This window comes from Variovorax paradoxus (assembly GCF_000834655.1).
Lineage (GTDB): Bacteria > Pseudomonadota > Gammaproteobacteria > Burkholderiales > Burkholderiaceae_C > Variovorax > Variovorax paradoxus_F.
Genome location: NZ_JXQQ01000025.1, coordinates 1 through 15,208 on the forward strand (window position 1 = coordinate 1; position 15,208 = coordinate 15,208).

The following is a 15,208-nucleotide window of genomic DNA, read 5'->3' on the forward strand; positions in this document are numbered from 1 at the left end:
CACCGAGCCCACGAGGCGCGAGAGCATCAGCCCCATGAAGAAGGTGAAGGCCAGCAGCACCGGAACGCCGGCGGCCGAGTTCTTGGTCTTCTCGATGGCGTACATGAAGCCGAAGGCGCCGCCGAGGAACACCATGAGGCCGATGCCCGGCGACATGGCGCGCGCGAGGCCGGTGGAGACGCCGATCCAGGCGCCGAGCACGGTGGGCACCATCGACAGCGCGAGCAGCCAGTAGGTGTTGCGAAGGACGCGGTTGCGTTCCTGGGTCGACGCGATCGGTGCGTCGAAGCCGGGGTGGTAGGTGGGTTGACCGTTGTTCATTCTGATTTCCTTGATCGGGCGTCCCGGCAGGGCGGGAACGCGGTATGGCACGAGGGGAGCGGTGTGTCCGCGATGCGGGCGGATGCCGGATTGCGGCGATCCGGCCGGATCGACAGGGGCGGGGAGCCGCAAAGGCTCCGGTCGCAGTGGAGCCTCAGGCGACCAGGGCGGTACCGCGGGGTGGCCGCTTGGGCCGATCGAGGAGCGGTGAGAGCGCGGGCGTCAGGGCGAGGCCGCGCGGCTGTTCAGAAAGAAAAAGCGGGACCGCCACGGGGTGGCGGGCATCGACCAGTTCGACGTGCTCGGAGCCCGCCTCGTCATGGGAGGGGAGTTCGTCCGCCAGGTCCATGGCGTCGCTCACGAAAGCATCGGAGAACGACATGCTGGCCGTTGCGCAGGTCTGCACGTCGGCGCCCGCATGCGCGGGATGCCCGGCGCCCATCAGGCCCTGCGCGAACACGGCAAGGCCGTAGCAGGACAACATGAGGGTGAGGACAGTAGCGGCGAACCAGCGTGACATGAAGCCGCGATTTTACCCGGCGCGCCCCGCCGGGGCCTTTTGCAGGTGTTTTGCGCTGGTTTGTCCTACACGGAGGGTCGGACGTTTCAGGTTTCCGGGGCGGCGGGCGCCGCCTCGTCGCCGGTCTGCAGCCATTCGCGCGCGTGGGTTCGCAACGCGTCGATCTGCAGCCAGACCAGGGCCAGTTCGGTGTGGATGGTGCGTTCGGCCGCTCCGGCATCGCCCGCCGCGACGGCACCCGCCAAGGCCGCGCGCACGGCCGGTTCGGTGGCGGGCTCGTCCGCGATCGCGCCGCCCTGCAGGCCCCCGGCCAGCGCATCGAGCGCCGCCGCCGCACCTTCGGCCGCATCGCGCAGCACCGCCATGTGCGGCGAATCGGGCAGCGCGGCGCGGTGCGCGCCGAGCGCCGACAGGTAGCTCAGCAGCGTGTGCGAGCGGATCAGGAAGCGCAGCGCGATGCCCGCGCGCGGCCGCACGTAGCCCGGCTCGCGGAACATGTCCGACACCGCCGTGGAGAGCGCCGCATCGGCGTTGTGGTCGTTTCGGCGCGCCAGGCGGTAGTCGAGGTGGTCGCGCGGCCCCGTGGCGTACTGCTCGACGATCCGGCGCAGGTACCCCGCGTGGCTGCGCATCGCCGTGGCGGCCAGCTCGTTGAGGCGCCGCGCCTGCCAATGCGGCAGCACCATCAGCACCGCCAGGCCGGCGATGGCGCTGCCGATGGCGGTGTCGACCAGCCGCGGCACGAGCAGGAGGCCGCTGTCGCCCACCTGGTTGAAGCACATCAGCACCAGCAACGTCATCGCGGCCGTTGCGAGCAGGTAGCGCGTGGCGCGCGTCGCGAAGAACAGCACCCCGGCCACTACCGCGATCACCGACTGCACCAGCGGCTGCGGAAAGAGCTGCAGCAGCGCCCAGCCGGCCACCACGCCGAGGGCGGTGCCGGCAATGCGCTGGCCCATGCGCGAGACGGTGTCGCCGAAGGTCTGCTGGCACACGAACAGCGTGGTCAGCAGGATCCAGTAGCCCTGTGCGGGGTGGATCAGCTGCATCACGCCGTAGCCCGCGACGAGCGCGATCGCCAGCCGCAGCGCATGGCGAAACAGCGGCGAGCGCGGCGTGAGCTGCCGCCGCACGCGCTCGGCCGCATCGCGCCACGAACGCGGCGAGCGGTTGAAGAGGCCCATCTCGGTCCGGCCGGCGCGCGCCGATGGCTGGCTCGCCCCGGCCAGCTGGCCGTCGAGCTGCGCGAGATTGCGCGCGAGCGCCTCCACCGAAGCGAGCAGCGCGAGGCGGTCGGGCGTGGAGGCGCGCGCCCGCTCGTGCTCGATGGCCCCGCGCAGGTCGGCCAGCGCCTGCACCGTTTCCCCGCCCACCTCGAAAGGCTCGCGCCGCGCGATCGAACTGGCCAGCCGGTGGCACGCCGTCCCCTGCAGGCCGAGCACGCGCTGGCAGCGGTACAAGAGGTCGCTGTGGAAGAAGGCGTCGGCCAGCGCGTTGTAGTCGTCGTGCGAGGAGCTTGCGCGCTCGTGAACGTCCTGCGCGATCAGGTAGAGCCCGCGGTAGCGCGAGATGCGTCCGGTCGGCGCCCGCGCGCCGATGCGGCGGAAGATGCTTTCCTTGGCGGCATTCAGCTCGGTCACCACTTCCGCGTTGAGCTGCGCGAGCGACAGGCGCTTCTGCTCGATGTCGATGCCCCGCAGCGGCTCGAAGAGCGACGCCTTGAAGCGCACGAAGTTGCCCAGCACCGTGAACAGCGTGACCAGCCGCGCCTGCACCGGCTGCGCCGGAAAGGCCGCGCACCACAGCACCGAGAAGACGCCGTACCACGCGGCGCCGGCCAGGAGGAGCAACGGCTCGCGCCCGCCATCGCCTTGTCCGTGGCCGTGCGTGGCCTGGTTCTCGATGCCGAGCGTGGCGTACATCGCGAGGATCAGCGTCGCGTAGGCAATGGCCTTGTAGCGCGCCTCCACCGCGCCCAGCATCGTGAGCCAGAAGGCGGCGAACGCCAGCCCCGCGATGAAGAGCACCGGCCGGCCGAACAGCGCCTCGACCGAGAAGGCCAGCACCGCGAAGCAGGCGAGCGTCACGAGCTGCGCGCGAAAGCGGCCGCGCCAGCTGTCGTCGGTTTCGGCGAGCGCGCTGGCGATGGCACCCAGGAACAGCGGAATCACCGCATCGGGATGACCGGTGTAGCCGCACACCGCCATGAGGCTGCCGAGGGTCAGAAGAATGCGCAGCGGCTGCGCGCGGGAGGCAAAGGAACGCAGGCGCTGGCCGAGCGATTCGGGAGACAGGGGGAGCATGGCAGCAATCTTGCACGATGCATGCCACGGCGCGGCGGGCCGTCAGGCCTGTGGCGGTGCCTCCCAGGCGAAGCCCACGCCGTACACGGACCGGATCCAGTCGTGCGCAGGCGATACCGCGCCGAGCTTGCGGCGCAGGTTCTTCACATGGCTGTCGATGGCGCGCTCGGTCACGTCCACCGTGTCGTCGTAGGCGAGCTCCAGCAGCCGCGCGCGCGAGAAGATGCGACCCGGGTGCCGCGACAGCACCTGCAGCAGCCCGAACTCGCGGCGCGTGAGGTTCAGCGGCGTTCCTTCGAGCGAGGCGCGCCAGTGCACGTCGTCGAGCACGAGGCCAGGTGCACCGCCTTGAGGGGTTTGTCCCGGCGCGCCCGGTACGTTCCCCGGCGCCGTGCGCCGCAGCACCGCGCGCACCCTCGCCACCAGCTCGCGCGGCGAGAAAGGCTTGCACACATAGTCGTCCGCGCCCAGTTCCAGGCCGAGCAGGCGGTCGACCTCCTCGATGCGCGCGGTGAGCATGATGATCGGATGCGCCGTGTGCTCGCGCGCGCGGCGCAGCACCTCGATGCCGTCCAGCCGCGGCAGCATGATGTCCAGCAGCGTCAGGTCGGGCGGCGAGGCAACGATGCTGTCGAGCGCGCTCTGCCCGTCGGAGAAGTGCGCGGTTTCGAAGCCGCTGTGGCGCAGGTAGTCCTGCACCACCGAGGCGATGTCGATCTCGTCCTCGACGATGACGATGCGTGTCATGCGGATGCCGCCAGCGGAAGGGTGATGGTCATGCGCAGGCCGCCCAGCGGCGAGGCCTGCGCCTCGATGCTGCCGCCGTGCGCCTCGATGGTCGCGCGGCAGATCGACAGGCCCAGGCCCGAGCCGCCGAGCGCGCGGCTGCGCGAGGTTTCGCCGCGGAACAGGCGGTCGAACAGGCGCGGAATTTCTTCGTCGGACACGCCCGGCGCGCTGTCGTCGAACAGCAGCGTGAGGCAGTTGCCGGTCCATGCGCCCTCGATCGTCACGTCGATGCGCAGGCGCCCGCCGGCATCGGTGTAGGCCAGCGTGTTCTCCAGCAGGTTCATGAAGACCTGGTGCAGCCGGTGCGCGTCGCCGTCGATCACGGGCTGCGCCGATGCGGCGATGCGGTCGATCGCGTCCCGCTCGACCGCGATGCCGCGCTGCGCGAAGCGGTCGCGCGTGTGGTCGAGCGCCTCCTTCAGCAGCGCGAGCGGAAACACCGCGGTGGTGAGCAGGTCGTTCTGGGGTTCCCGCATGCTGCTGCGCAGGTCGTCGACCAGTTGGCCGAGGCGGATCACCTGCCGGTGCATGCGCAGCGCGGTGCGTTCGTCGAAGGTGCGCACGCCGTCCTGCAGCGCCTCGATTTCCGCGCGCATCGCCGCGAGCGGCGTGCGCAGCTCGTGTGCCGCATCGGCGAGCCAGGCGCGCCGCGAGGCTTCGACCTTGTCCAGGCGCTGCGCCATGTCGTTGAAGGTCTTGCCCAGGAGCGCGAGTTCGTCCGAGCCGTGCACGGCCACGCGCGTGGAAAGCCGCCCGCGCGCCACGTCCTGTGCGGCCTGCGTGAGCTCGTCGATGGGCTTGAACCAGCGGCGCGCCAGCAGCCACGACAGCACCAACGCAAAGGCCAGGCCGCACAGGCCGGTGAGCGCGATCACGCCCGACTGTCGCGCAAGGAAGGCGCGGTCGGCTTCGCTTTCCAGGCCCTCCATGGGCGCGAGAGCCAGGTAGCCGACGACCGAGCGCCCCCGCCGGATCGGCAGGCGCGCGGCGTTCTCCAGGTCGATGGTGGCGCCGACCACGGGCGCGCCCTGTGCATCGAGCAGGGCCAGCCGCTGGTAGATGGAGTCCGCCGCACCGCGGGGGTCGGGAAAAAACCAGGGCGGGGGCGGCATCGCGAAGCGCGGGGCCACCAGGTTGAGCTGCTGCGACGGCGAAGAAGACGAGGGGGCGGACGGCAGGAGCGGCGGCGCCCCGTTGTCCGGATCGCCCTCGAGCCGGGTGGCGCCCTGCGTGCGGCGCTCGTACCAGGGCGGCAGCCGCCGGTCGTCGGGGCTGGCCGCGCCATCGAGCACGATCGCCAGCTGGCCCATGCGCAGGCGGTGCCAGGCCTCGTCGTTGTCGCGCAGCTTCTTCCAGTCGCCGTTGGCCACGTAGTGCTTGAGCAGGAGCTGCGAGAGCCAGTCCATGCGCCGGATCTCGATCTCGGCGACGTAGGCGCCCAGGCCCCGCTGCAGCGCGACGATGGAGAAGCCCGCGAAGCTGAGCAGCAGCACGATCAGCAATGCGGCCAGCGCCAGGAAGATCTTGCGGGAGAGGGTCAGACGCGGCATGGTGGATTCGTTCACGCCTTCTCGAGGCATGGCGGCATTCTGCGACATGCGTTTCGGGCAGCGGGCGTCACAGGCGAGCGGCGGATCATGGCGACCAAATGGGGAGGAATCTGGGAGAACCCGCTCCCACATTTCTCCCGATTCGGAACGCACGATGCGTGCCCATGAACCCGGCCACGCTTCGCTCCCCGAAAAAGTTCCTCCCCGCCTTCGCTGCAGCCGTGCTGGCCTGGGCCGGTCCCGGGCATTGCGCACCGGCGCGCTCCGCCTGGTCGTGGGCCGATGTCTGGTCCGACCCCGGCATGGACCTCGTGCTGCTGTGGCTGACGGCGATCTTCTGGGTGGTCACGCACGCGTGGACTTTGCTGGTGGTCTGGGCGGAGGCGCGCGCCACGCGTGCCGTGGCGCCGGACGTCAAGCCCGAGGAGGAAAGCGCATGAGCCGCTGCCCGCGATCCACCCAAGGCTGAGCGCTGCGGACCGCGATGCCGTCTCACAGCGAAACCGCCTGGGTGCTTCCCGTCGCGGCTCGGTCGGCCAGCGGGCTGCCACCGGTGCAGCGCCTCTTGGGCCTGCTGGCATTCAGTGGCCTCGCGCTGGGCGTTCTCATCGCCGCGCGCGCGGGATGCGGCGAGCGCCATCCGGCCGAGGGGCGCAACGCGACCCTCGCGCCGATCATGCGCACCGAATCCACCACGACATTCGACGCCGCGTGCCGCGCTCAGGCGGGCCGTTCCGCGAAGCTGAAGCCCACGCCGTAGATCGAGCGGATCCAGCCGTGCGAGGGGGCCACGGCCGAGAGCTTCCTGCGAAGGTTCTTGATGTGCCCATCGACTGCGCGCTCGCTCACGTCGAGCGCTTCCGGAAACGCCGCCTCCAGCAGCCTGGAGCGCGTGAACACCCGGCCCGGATCGCGCGACAGCGTGCGCAGCAGCAGGAGCTCGCGGCGCGTGAGGTCGAGCGCTTGCCCCTCCAGCTGCGCGCCGCCGTGCGCGTCCCGGAAGGACACCGACTTCGACGGGGCCGCGCAAGCGCCTTCGCGCTGCGCATGGCGGCGCAGCACCGTGTGCACGCGCGCCACCACCTCGCGCGGCGAGAACGGCTTGCACACATAGTCGTCGGCGCCCAGGTCGAGCCCGCGCAGGCGGTCGACCTCGCGAGTGCGCGCCGTCAGCATGATGATCGGATGGTCGCTGTGCGAGCGCACCTTCTGCAGCACCTGCAGGCCGTCGATCTGCGGCAGCACCACGTCCAGCAGCGTGAGCGCGGGCGGCGAACTCAGGATGCGGTCCAGCGCCGTCGCGCCGTCCCCGATGTGCTCGACCTCGTGGCCCGCGTTGCAGAGGTGGTCCAGCAGCGCCGAGGCGCTGTCGCGCCCGTCTTCGACCATCAGGATGCGGCTCATGGCGTGGTCCCCTTCCTCAAAAGGAGGTCCCGATCTGGAACTGGAAGCGCTGCGTGCGGTCCGCCGCGATGCCGTTGGCGGTGTCTGCCTTCTGGTAGGCGAGCGGCACCGCGTACGCCAGGCGCAGCGGGCCCAGCGGCGAGATCCAGCTGATGCCCAGGCCCGCCGAGGCGCGGATGCGGTTCTGCGCTTTCCACTGCGCGTCGGTCATGCTGGCGGTGCGGTCGGCGAACACGTTGCCCGCATCCAGGAAGGTGTAGAGCCTGAGCGACCGGTCGTTGCCCGCGCCGGGGAAGGGCGTGCTGAACTCCATGTTGAAGATCGCCTTGCGCGTGCCGCCGAGCGAGCCGCCCGTGACCGCATCGACCGGCCCGAGCGAGTTCTGCTCGAAGCCGCGGATCGAGCCGAGCCCGCCCGCATAGAAGTTCTTGAAGATCGGGAAGGTGCTGCCGCCCAAGGCCTTCGCGTAGCCGAGCTGGCCGTTCACGGCGAGCGTGTACTGCTTGGAGAGTGCGAAGTACTGCTGGTACTGGTAGTCGGTCTTCAGGTAGCGCAGCGCGCTGCCCACGCCCACTTCGAGGTTCGCGCGCTGCAGGCGGCCGGTGGTCGGCACCAGCGCGCTGTCGCGGTCGTCGCGGGACCAGCCCACCGTCGCGGGAATGCCCACCACGTTGCTGCCGGTGCACACCACGCTCGGCGCGGTGCCCGTGCACTCGAAGTAGTCCAGGTAGGCCTGCGGCGTGCCCGTGTAGACGTAGGAGCCGTCCACCAGCGTGTACGCGCCGTTGGTGCCGGGCGTGAACGAATAGCGCTCCACGCCGATGCCCAGGAACACCGTGTCAAGCTCGCCCACCGGCAGCCCGAAGCGCACCGAGCCGCCGTCGCTCGCGAGCTTGTAGTTGCCGTCGGCCTGGTAGTACGGCCGCGTGGTGGTGTGGAAGACGTTGAGCGTGCGCGAGATGCCATCCTTCGTGAAGTACGGGTCGGTGGCCGTGAGCGAGATCGAGCGGTTGTACGAACTGGTGTTGACCAGCAGCCCGAGGTAGTTGCCCGAGCCGAACACGTTCTCCTGCGTGATGCCGAAGCTCAGCGAAATCTTGTCGGTCGACGAGTAGCCCGCGCCCAGCTGCAGCGAGCCGGTGGGCTTCTCGGCGACATTGACCGTGAGGTCGATCTGGTCGTTGCTGCCGGGCACCTCGGCGGTCTCGACGTTCACTTCGGTGAAGTAGCCCAGGCGGTCCACGCGGTCGCGCGAGAGCTTGATCTTGTTGCCGTCGTACCAGGCGCCCTCGAACTGGCGGAACTCGCGACGGATGACCTCGTCGCGCGTTCGCGCATTGCCGCCGATGTTCAGGCGCCGCACGTACACACGCCGCGCGGGCTCGGCCTTCAGCACCATCGTCACGCGGTTGCTGTCGCGATCGATCTCGGGCTCGGCCTTCACGCGCGCGAACGCGTAGCCGAAGGTGCCGAAGTAATCGGTGAAGGCCTTGGTGGTGGCGGCCACGTCCTCGCCGTTGTAGGGCGCGCCGGGGCGCACCGTCACCAGGGTCTTGAACTCGTCTTCGCGGCCGAGGTAGTTGCCCTCGAGCCGCACGCCGGCCACCGCGAACTTCTCGCCCTCGGTGATGTTGAGCGTGAGGTCGAGCGACTGCCGGTCCGGCGAGACGGCCACCTGCGTGGAGTCGATGCGGAACTCCAGGTAGCCGCGCGTGAGGTAGTAGGAGCGCAGCGTTTCCTGGTCGGCGGCGAGCTTGTTGCGCGAGTACTGGTTCGACTTGGTGTACCAGGCGAGCCAGCCGCCGCTGTCCTGGTCGAACAGGTCGAGCAGCGTGCCCTCGCCAAAGGCCTTGTTGCCGACGATGCGCACGCTTCTTATGCGCGCCGCCTCGCCTTCGACCACGGTGAACGTGAGGTTCACGCGGTTGCGTTCCAGCGGCGTGACGGTGGTGACGACCTCGGCGTTGTAGAGGCTGCGGCTCACGTACTGGCGCTTGAGCTCCTGCTCGGCGCGGTCGGCCAGCGCCTTGTCGTAGGGGCGGCCCTCGGCAAGGCCGACCTCGCGCAATGCCTTTTGCAGCGCGGCCTTCTCGAATTCCTTCGTGCCGACGAAGTCCACATCGGCCACGGTAGGGCGCTCTTCCACGATGACGACGAGCACGTTGCCGTCGACGTCGATGCGCACGTCCTTGAATAGGCCCAGCTCGAACAGCGCGCGGATGGCGGCGCTGCCGCGCTCGTCGCTGTAGTCGTCGCCGGCCTTGATGCCGAGGGTCGAGAAGACGGTGCCAGGTTCGACGCGTTGCAGGCCTTCGAGCCGGATGTCGCGGACGGTGAACGGTGTGGCCGCCCATGCGGGCGCTGCGGCCATCGAGATGCACAGCGCAGCGATGGCCGCGAGGGACTTGGGAACATTCATCGCCGCATGGTCTTCGCCAATGTCGGAGAAATATGGGACGCTCCCTGGCCGTTCGGTAAAGCTGGTTACTGCAACCCCATGGCGCTCATGGCCGGCCATCGCATGGAGATCGGCTGCTCGCTTCTGTCGCGGCAGTTCTGCAGATGCGTCTCCATGGACAGGTCGCCCTGGATGTCGAGCAGCCGCTGCACGGTGCGTTCGACGGCGTGGGCGTCGAGCAGCGGATAGGTGCGCGCGGTGCGTCCGTTGTTGCGCACGAGCCGCGCGATGTAGGGCAGGTCTTGCTGCGTGATCACGGCGGCCGGCATGACGCCTTCGAGCTCGACGCCTTCGCACGGCAGCAGCACGAAGTACTGCAGGCGCAGGTCTTCGGGCAGCAGGCTGCGCAACTGCGTCGTCTTGCGCCCGCCCTGCCATGCGGGGTCTTTCACTTCGCGTACGCGCGTGCATCCGTTGAGCCGCAGAAACCAGCGCGGCGGTGACGCATCGGACTTCTTGCGGTAGACGAAGGCGTTGCGCCATGCCTTGATCTCGAACAGGTAGACACCGGTCTCGCACACGACGACGGCGTCGATGCGTGCCGTGGGAACCGCGCATCCCGAGGGCATCGGAATGATGAGGTTGCGAAGAATGCGCAGGTGAGAGAAGGCAGGCGTGAATGCATTCGCCAACTGCTGGATGCCCAGCGATGCGGCGACGGTGCTTTGCAAAACAATAGTCATGTGGACTCCTTCGGGATGGCGAAGCATTGCCTTGCTTTTGGGAGATTTTTAGTACGCGCGCTTTGAAGGGGATGCGCGGTCTGCGCTGCGGCGCTGCGCGCCCCGCTGTGCCGGCCGCTTCGCGGCTCCCCTGCGGTGCTCGCGTTTCGCGGGGTCTCGCAGAACTCGCCTTCGGCTCAAACAGCTGCGAGCCCTGATCCGCGAAACGCTGCGCTCCCCGGCGGCACAGAGGGGCACGCAGCGCCGCAGCGCAGACCGCGCGCCAGTCGTGGCTTCGATGCCGTCGGCCGCTCGCGTTGCGGCGAGTGCGCTCAAAACAACACCGTGTGCAAAGCACGCGGCGTCCACCAGATTCCTCCGAATTTGAACGAGACCATCCGTTCAGCCGCTCGATGAAGAGCAGCTGAAAACCCGGAGAAACCTGAATGAAGAAATCCCTCACGGCACTCGCCGCGCTGGCCGTCACCGGCCTGGCCTCTGCCCAATCGTCCGTCACGTTGTTCGGCGTCATCGATGCCGGCGTGACCTACCAGAGCGCCACGTCGCGCGACCCGGTCACCGGTGCGAGCAGCAAGCAGAGCCAATGGAGTCTTGCCAACTCCGGCTACAACTCCAGCCGCATCGGCTTTCGCGGCACCGAAGACCTGGGCGGCGGCCTGGCGGCGAGCTTCTGGCTCGAAGCGCCGATCAGCAACGACGACGGCGCCACCGGCATCGCCAACTTCAACCGCCGCTCCACCGTCAGCCTCTCCGGTGGCTTCGGCGAAGTGCGGCTGGGCCGCGACTATACGGCCACCTTCTGGAACGACACCGTGTTCGACCCGTTCGGCACCAACGGCTCGGGCTCCAGCGCGATCTACTCGGTGAGCAGCAGCGCGGGCCTTGCCAACTCGAACTACGTGCGCGCGAGCAACATGATCGGCTACTTCCTGCCGCCCAACCTGGGCGGCTTCTACGGCCAGGTCCAGTACAGCCTGAACGAGAACACCAAGACCAGCGCCACGGACACGACCGCCGAGATCAGCAGCAGCGCGGGCCGCTATGTCGGCGGCCGTTTCGGCTACGCGAACGGGCCGCTCGACATCGCATTGGCGGTGGGCCAGAACGTCGCGGTCGACACCACCACGCTCACGCGCAAGGTGCAGACCGTCAACCTCGGTGCGTCGTACGACTTCGGCCCGGTCAAGCTCTTCGGCGAGCTCTCGAACGTCAAGAACAAGTTCGACCTCGCGGCGGGCAACAGCCACGACAGCTACAACGGCTACCTGGTCGGAGCGAGCATGCCGGTGGGTGCGGGCCTGATCCGCGCGTCGTACTCGACGGTGCGCTACAACGAAGGCGCCCTAGGCATTACCGGCGAAGACCCGCGCGTGAACAAGTTCGCGATCGGCTATGTGCACAACCTCTCCAAGCGCACCGCGCTGTATGCCACCGTCGCGCGCGTGAACAACCGCAACGACGCGGCCTACACCGGCAGCCTGGCGGCCGCGGCCACAACGGGCTACGGCAGCAGCGGCGTGGGCTTCACGGGCCTGCCGCGTTCATCGACGGGCTACGACTTCGGCATCCGCCACGCGTTCTGACAACGCATCCGGCCCGGTGCGGCAAGGCGCCGGCTTTGTCGCGCGCGGGCGGCCGTTGCCCACGCCAGGAAATTCTTGACCTGCTTTCAAAAGATGACGCAAAAAATCCTTCACCTGGCGGGCGTGCTGGCGGCGGCCGGCCTGTCGGGCTGCATCGTGCTGCCGCCACCCATGCACCCGGACGCTTCACCTGTGTTTCACAGCGGGCCGCCTTCTTCGAGGTCCTTCGCGCTTTGCGGCCCGCCGATGGCGCAGTGGGATGTGTGCGAGGGCCAGCCCGAAGGCGCACGGCCCGCGTTGCCGGGTCCGCGCGCGGATGCGCTGTCGGGTACCTGCGAGCGCAGTGCGTCGGGCGCGCTGGAATACCGCGGGCCCGCTCCCCGCTGAAGAGAGGGTCGCGTGTATGTACTCCGGCAACCTCGGGCTCGTCATTGCGGCCGCCATCCTGCTCGGACTCGCCGGCGTGGTCGCGATGATGGGTTCCCTGCTGGTCGCGAACCTGCGGGCCGGCGCACAGGCGCGCGGCACGGCGGCGCAGGCGCGCAACGATGCACAGCAGACACTGCGTGCGAGCAGCGTGCAGGACCTGCGGCCGCTGCTCGGTACGACGCCCGATGCATCGGGCATTCGCTTCGATGTCCTTCTCCCGCCTGAACCTGTGCCCGTCTTCGCCGTCGAGGCGGAGCTGCGCGATCTGCTCTCCAAGGTCGCGGCGCATGCGGCGAGCGTGATGTCCGTGGGCGCGACGTTGCAGGTCTTGGCGCGCGTGGAAGGCGGGCATGCGGTCGTCCACTGGCGCGATCTCGATGCGGAAGACGTGCGTCCGCCGCTCGCGCGATTCTTCGATGCGCTCGACGCCGCCTCGCAAGCCAGTGCGCGCATCTGCGAGCGCATTGCCAGCCGCCATGGCGGGCGCATCTATTCGGCGCCGCATGCCGACGGTGCGCTGGGCCTGACGCTGCGGCTGCCATTGCACGAGCCCGCGGCCGGGGCTTGAAGGGCGCGGGCTGCGGCCCCGAGGAACTCCGCGTCATACTCGCGCTCCCACGGTGCCGCCGCTTTTCCTTCCGATGCCGAACGTGCGATTCACAGCCTCTTCGTCTTTTCTCCGTGCGCTCGCCGCGAGCGCGATCTTCATGGCCGCCGGCGCATTGCACGCGCAGGCCTTGCCGCCGGGCGTGCGCCTGGGCATGACGGCCGATGAACTGCGGTCTGTCCTGCCCGGCGCAGAGCGCGTGCAGCGCCCGCAGCGGTTGACCGGCGGCCTGCTCGGAAGCTGGCGCGCAGCGCCGGTCGAGATGGCGGGCCTGATGTTCGAGCCGACCTTCTTTTTTGCGGCTTCGGAATTGCGGCGTGTCGAATACGTGGCCACTGCGCAGGCTGTGGCCGACAGCGGCGCGTCGGCGTTCGGGCAGCTGGTGCAATGGGGACGCGGCGTGTTCGGCAACGAACTCGCGTCGCGCGATCCGGGCAGCGCCTATGCCGCGTGGACGAGCGGCGATACCGACGTCTACGTGCAGCAGGTGAGCGACCCGCGCCGCGCGAGCGTGCGCCTGGTCTACAAGGCGCGGCAGCTGCGGGACGGCAGCGAGCTTTGAGCGAGGAGCCCGTTCAGGCCGCGGTGAGCATGCCGCGCTGCTCGATGAACGCCACCACCTCGGCCACGCCCGTGTGGGTCTTGAGGTTCGTCATCACGTAGGGCCGCTGGCGGCGCATGCGCTGCGTGTCCTGCTCCATCACTTCCAGGCTCGCACCCACGTAGGGTGCAAGGTCGATCTTGTTGATCACGAAGAGGTCGCTCTTGGTGATGCCGGGCCCGCCCTTGCGCGGGATCTTCTCGCCGGCGGCCACGTCGATCACGTAGATCGTGAGGTCCGAGAGTTCGGGGCTGAAGGTGGCCGCGAGGTTGTCGCCGCCCGACTCGACGAACACCACGTCGGCATCCGGAAAGTCCTCCAGCATGCGGTCGATGGCTTCGAGGTTGATCGAGGCGTCTTCGCGGATCGCGGTGTGCGGGCAGCCACCGGTCTCCACGCCCATGATGCGTTCGGCGGGCAACGCCCCGGCCACGGTCAGGAGGCGCTGGTCTTCCTTGGTGTAGATGTCGTTCGTGATGGCGACGAGGTCGTACTTGTCGCGCATCGCCTTGCAGAGCATCTCCAGCAGCGTGGTCTTGCCCGAGCCGACCGGGCCGCCGATGCCCACGCGCAGCGGGGGCAGTCTCTTGGTGCGATGGGGGATGTGGTGCAGGGCGGAGGTCATGGGCGTTGTCCGGTTCGGTCAGCTTCGAAAGAGGCGGGAATATTGTGTTTCATGGCGGGCCGAGAGCACGGCCAGGAGAGGCGCGAAGGCCTGGCGCTCGTCGTCGCCCAGGGCCATCGCACGGTCGACGGCCGCGGGGATCTCGTTCGCGAGCCGCGCGAGGATGCGCTGGCCCGCGCTCTGCCCGAGCGGCACGGCCTTGACGGCGGCCGCCACCATGTTCTCGGCCCAGCCGAAGGCGAAGGCCAGGCACCCGTCGTGCACCGTGGCGCCGGTGCGGGCGAGCGCGAAGGCAAAGGCCACGGGGTAGCTCGCGGGCAGGTCCGCGAAGACCTCGGCCGCGTCCGTATGGTGCAGCTTGAGCCACTCGACGAAGGAGCGGCCCATCTGCTCGGTCTGCAGGAAGAACTCGGCCGACTCGCGGGTGGCGAGGACCCATGCGTTGAGCTCGCGGATACGCGCGGCATCGTTCGCGCGCCAGGCGGGGATGGCCTGCGCGACCAGCGCGAGATCGCCGCGCGCAAAGCTCAGGTGGAGCTGGTCGGCGAGCCACTCGGCTGCCCGGGCCTCGGAGTCGATGCCGGCCCATTCGACCGCCGCCTCGACACCCTCGGAGTACGAGAAGCCGCCCACGGGCAGGGCCGGGGAGGCGAGCCAGATGAGCTGCAGCAGGCTGTGGGCGCTGGCCGGGTCGGGCATGTCAGCTTTCCGCCGCGCAGGCTGCGTCAGGCATGGCCATGGTCGTCGAGCAGTTCGGGTGCGAGCACGAGCGGCTTGGGGCCCTTCGCGTGCGAATGACCGTGGTCATGGCTGTGGTCGTGGTTGTGATGGTCGTGGCTGCCGTGACCGTGACCGTGCTCGTGCGAGCCATAGGCGCCGCCCTCGGGCTCGAAGGCCTCTTCCACGGCAACCACGATCAGGTGCATCGAGCGCAGCATGTCGGCCAGCACGTGGTCGGGTTCGATCTTCAGGTGGTCGGGCTTGAGCTCGATCGGCACATGCCGGTTGCCCAGGTGATAGGCCGCGCGCGTCAGGTCGAAGGGCGTGCCGTGGGCCGTGCAATGCGTGATCCGCAGCACCGGCTGCGGCGCCGCGATGACGCGGATGAGCGATCCGTCCTCGGCCACCAGCACGTCGCCGCCGCGCACCGCGGTGCCGCGCGCGAGGAAGATCCCAATCTGCCGGCCTTGCGAATCGGTGGCGTCGAAGCGGCTTTTCTGGCGGACGTCCCAGTCCAGTTCGATGGTGGCGGCGCGCTTGAGCAGCACGGGCGCGAGGCCCCGGCCCTGCGGCATGAGTTTGTTGGCGGTGAGCATGTTGCGAAAAAAGGAGCGC

The 15,208-nt window shown here is 69.2% G+C and carries 17 protein-coding genes; 6 read left to right on the forward strand and 11 right to left on the reverse strand.

Annotated features, from left to right (window positions below):
* The 5 genes from RT97_RS11225 to RT97_RS11245 all read right to left on the reverse strand — a co-directional run.
* A partial coding sequence (locus RT97_RS11225) for a Bax inhibitor-1 family protein (protein WP_042578866.1) occupies positions 1-321 on the reverse strand: 321 nt, incomplete at its 3' end.
* A gap of 154 nt (positions 322-475) precedes the next feature.
* Entirely contained in the window at positions 476-841 is a 366-nt protein-coding gene (locus RT97_RS11230; protein WP_052810622.1) for a hypothetical protein, read from the reverse strand.
* A gap of 86 nt (positions 842-927) precedes the next feature.
* Positions 928-3,144 (reverse strand): YccS family putative transporter, encoded by a 2,217-nt coding sequence (gene yccS, locus RT97_RS11235; protein ID WP_042578867.1) that lies wholly within the window; start codon positions 3,142-3,144, stop codon positions 928-930.
* Positions 3,145-3,186: 42 nt separating this feature from the next.
* Positions 3,187-3,891 carry a response regulator gene (locus tag RT97_RS11240; RefSeq protein ID WP_080898260.1) on the reverse strand — a complete coding sequence of 235 codons (705 nt, stop codon included), beginning with the start codon at positions 3,889-3,891 and terminating at the stop codon, positions 3,187-3,189.
* Entirely contained in the window at positions 3,888-5,483 is a 1,596-nt protein-coding gene (locus RT97_RS11245; RefSeq protein WP_042578923.1) for an ATP-binding protein, read from the reverse strand. The genes RT97_RS11240 and RT97_RS11245 overlap by 4 nt, the downstream gene beginning before the upstream one ends.
* A gap of 164 nt (positions 5,484-5,647) precedes the next feature.
* Here RT97_RS11245 and RT97_RS11250 point away from each other — a divergent pair, with 164 nt between their 5' ends.
* Positions 5,648-5,923, forward strand: a complete 276-nt coding sequence (locus RT97_RS11250) for a hypothetical protein (RefSeq protein ID WP_042578868.1) — start codon at positions 5,648-5,650, stop codon at positions 5,921-5,923.
* A 44-nt stretch (positions 5,924-5,967) separates the two neighbouring features.
* A complete protein-coding gene (locus RT97_RS11255; protein ID WP_052810623.1) occupies positions 5,968-6,243 on the forward strand; it encodes a hypothetical protein in 276 nt (91 codons plus the stop codon).
* On the opposite strand, the gene RT97_RS11260 is transcribed toward RT97_RS11255, so the two are convergent.
* The 3 genes from RT97_RS11260 to RT97_RS11270 form a co-directional block, all read right to left on the reverse strand.
* On the reverse strand, positions 6,204-6,887 hold the full coding sequence (locus RT97_RS11260) for a response regulator (protein ID WP_042578869.1): 684 nt from the start codon (positions 6,885-6,887) through the stop codon (positions 6,204-6,206). The genes RT97_RS11255 and RT97_RS11260 overlap by 40 nt on opposite strands.
* A gap of 16 nt (positions 6,888-6,903) precedes the next feature.
* Positions 6,904-9,306 (reverse strand): outer membrane protein assembly factor BamA, encoded by a 2,403-nt coding sequence (gene bamA, locus RT97_RS11265; protein WP_042578870.1) that lies wholly within the window; start codon positions 9,304-9,306, stop codon positions 6,904-6,906.
* Between the two features lie 65 nt (positions 9,307-9,371).
* The gene (locus RT97_RS11270; RefSeq protein WP_042578871.1) at positions 9,372-10,028 is read right to left on the reverse strand and encodes a nuclease-related domain-containing protein; all 657 of its coding nucleotides are present in this window, start codon (positions 10,026-10,028) and stop codon (positions 9,372-9,374) included.
* Between the two features lie 425 nt (positions 10,029-10,453).
* On the opposite strand from RT97_RS11270, the gene RT97_RS11275 reads away from it, so the two are divergent.
* The 4 genes from RT97_RS11275 (at position 10,454) to RT97_RS11290 (ending at position 13,209) form a co-directional block, all read left to right on the forward strand.
* Entirely contained in the window at positions 10,454-11,611 is a 1,158-nt protein-coding gene (locus RT97_RS11275; protein WP_042578872.1) for a porin, read from the forward strand.
* A gap of 93 nt (positions 11,612-11,704) precedes the next feature.
* Positions 11,705-11,998: a hypothetical protein gene (locus tag RT97_RS11280; RefSeq protein ID WP_042578873.1), complete on the forward strand. Its 294-nt coding sequence runs from the start codon at positions 11,705-11,707 to the stop codon at positions 11,996-11,998.
* 16 nt (positions 11,999-12,014) lie between these two features.
* Positions 12,015-12,608, forward strand: coding sequence for a hypothetical protein (locus RT97_RS11285; RefSeq protein ID WP_042578874.1), 594 nt, complete (start codon positions 12,015-12,017; stop codon positions 12,606-12,608).
* 73 nt (positions 12,609-12,681) lie between these two features.
* On the forward strand, positions 12,682-13,209 hold the full coding sequence (locus tag RT97_RS11290) for a hypothetical protein (RefSeq protein ID WP_042578925.1): 528 nt from the start codon (positions 12,682-12,684) through the stop codon (positions 13,207-13,209).
* Positions 13,210-13,222: 13 nt separating this feature from the next.
* Here RT97_RS11290 and ureG read toward each other — a convergent pair whose 3' ends face one another.
* The 3 genes from ureG to ureE are packed head-to-tail and all read right to left on the reverse strand — an operon-like array spanning position 13,223 to position 15,189.
* On the reverse strand, positions 13,223-13,873 hold the full coding sequence (gene ureG, locus RT97_RS11295; RefSeq protein ID WP_042578875.1) for an urease accessory protein UreG: 651 nt from the start codon (positions 13,871-13,873) through the stop codon (positions 13,223-13,225).
* Between the two features lie 18 nt (positions 13,874-13,891).
* The gene (locus RT97_RS11300) at positions 13,892-14,572 is read right to left on the reverse strand and encodes an urease accessory protein UreF (protein WP_042578876.1); all 681 of its coding nucleotides are present in this window, start codon (positions 14,570-14,572) and stop codon (positions 13,892-13,894) included.
* Positions 14,573-14,598: 26 nt separating this feature from the next.
* Positions 14,599-15,189: an urease accessory protein UreE gene (gene ureE / locus RT97_RS11305; protein ID WP_042578877.1), complete on the reverse strand. Its 591-nt coding sequence runs from the start codon at positions 15,187-15,189 to the stop codon at positions 14,599-14,601.
* Between the last annotated feature and the right edge of the window lie 19 nt (positions 15,190-15,208).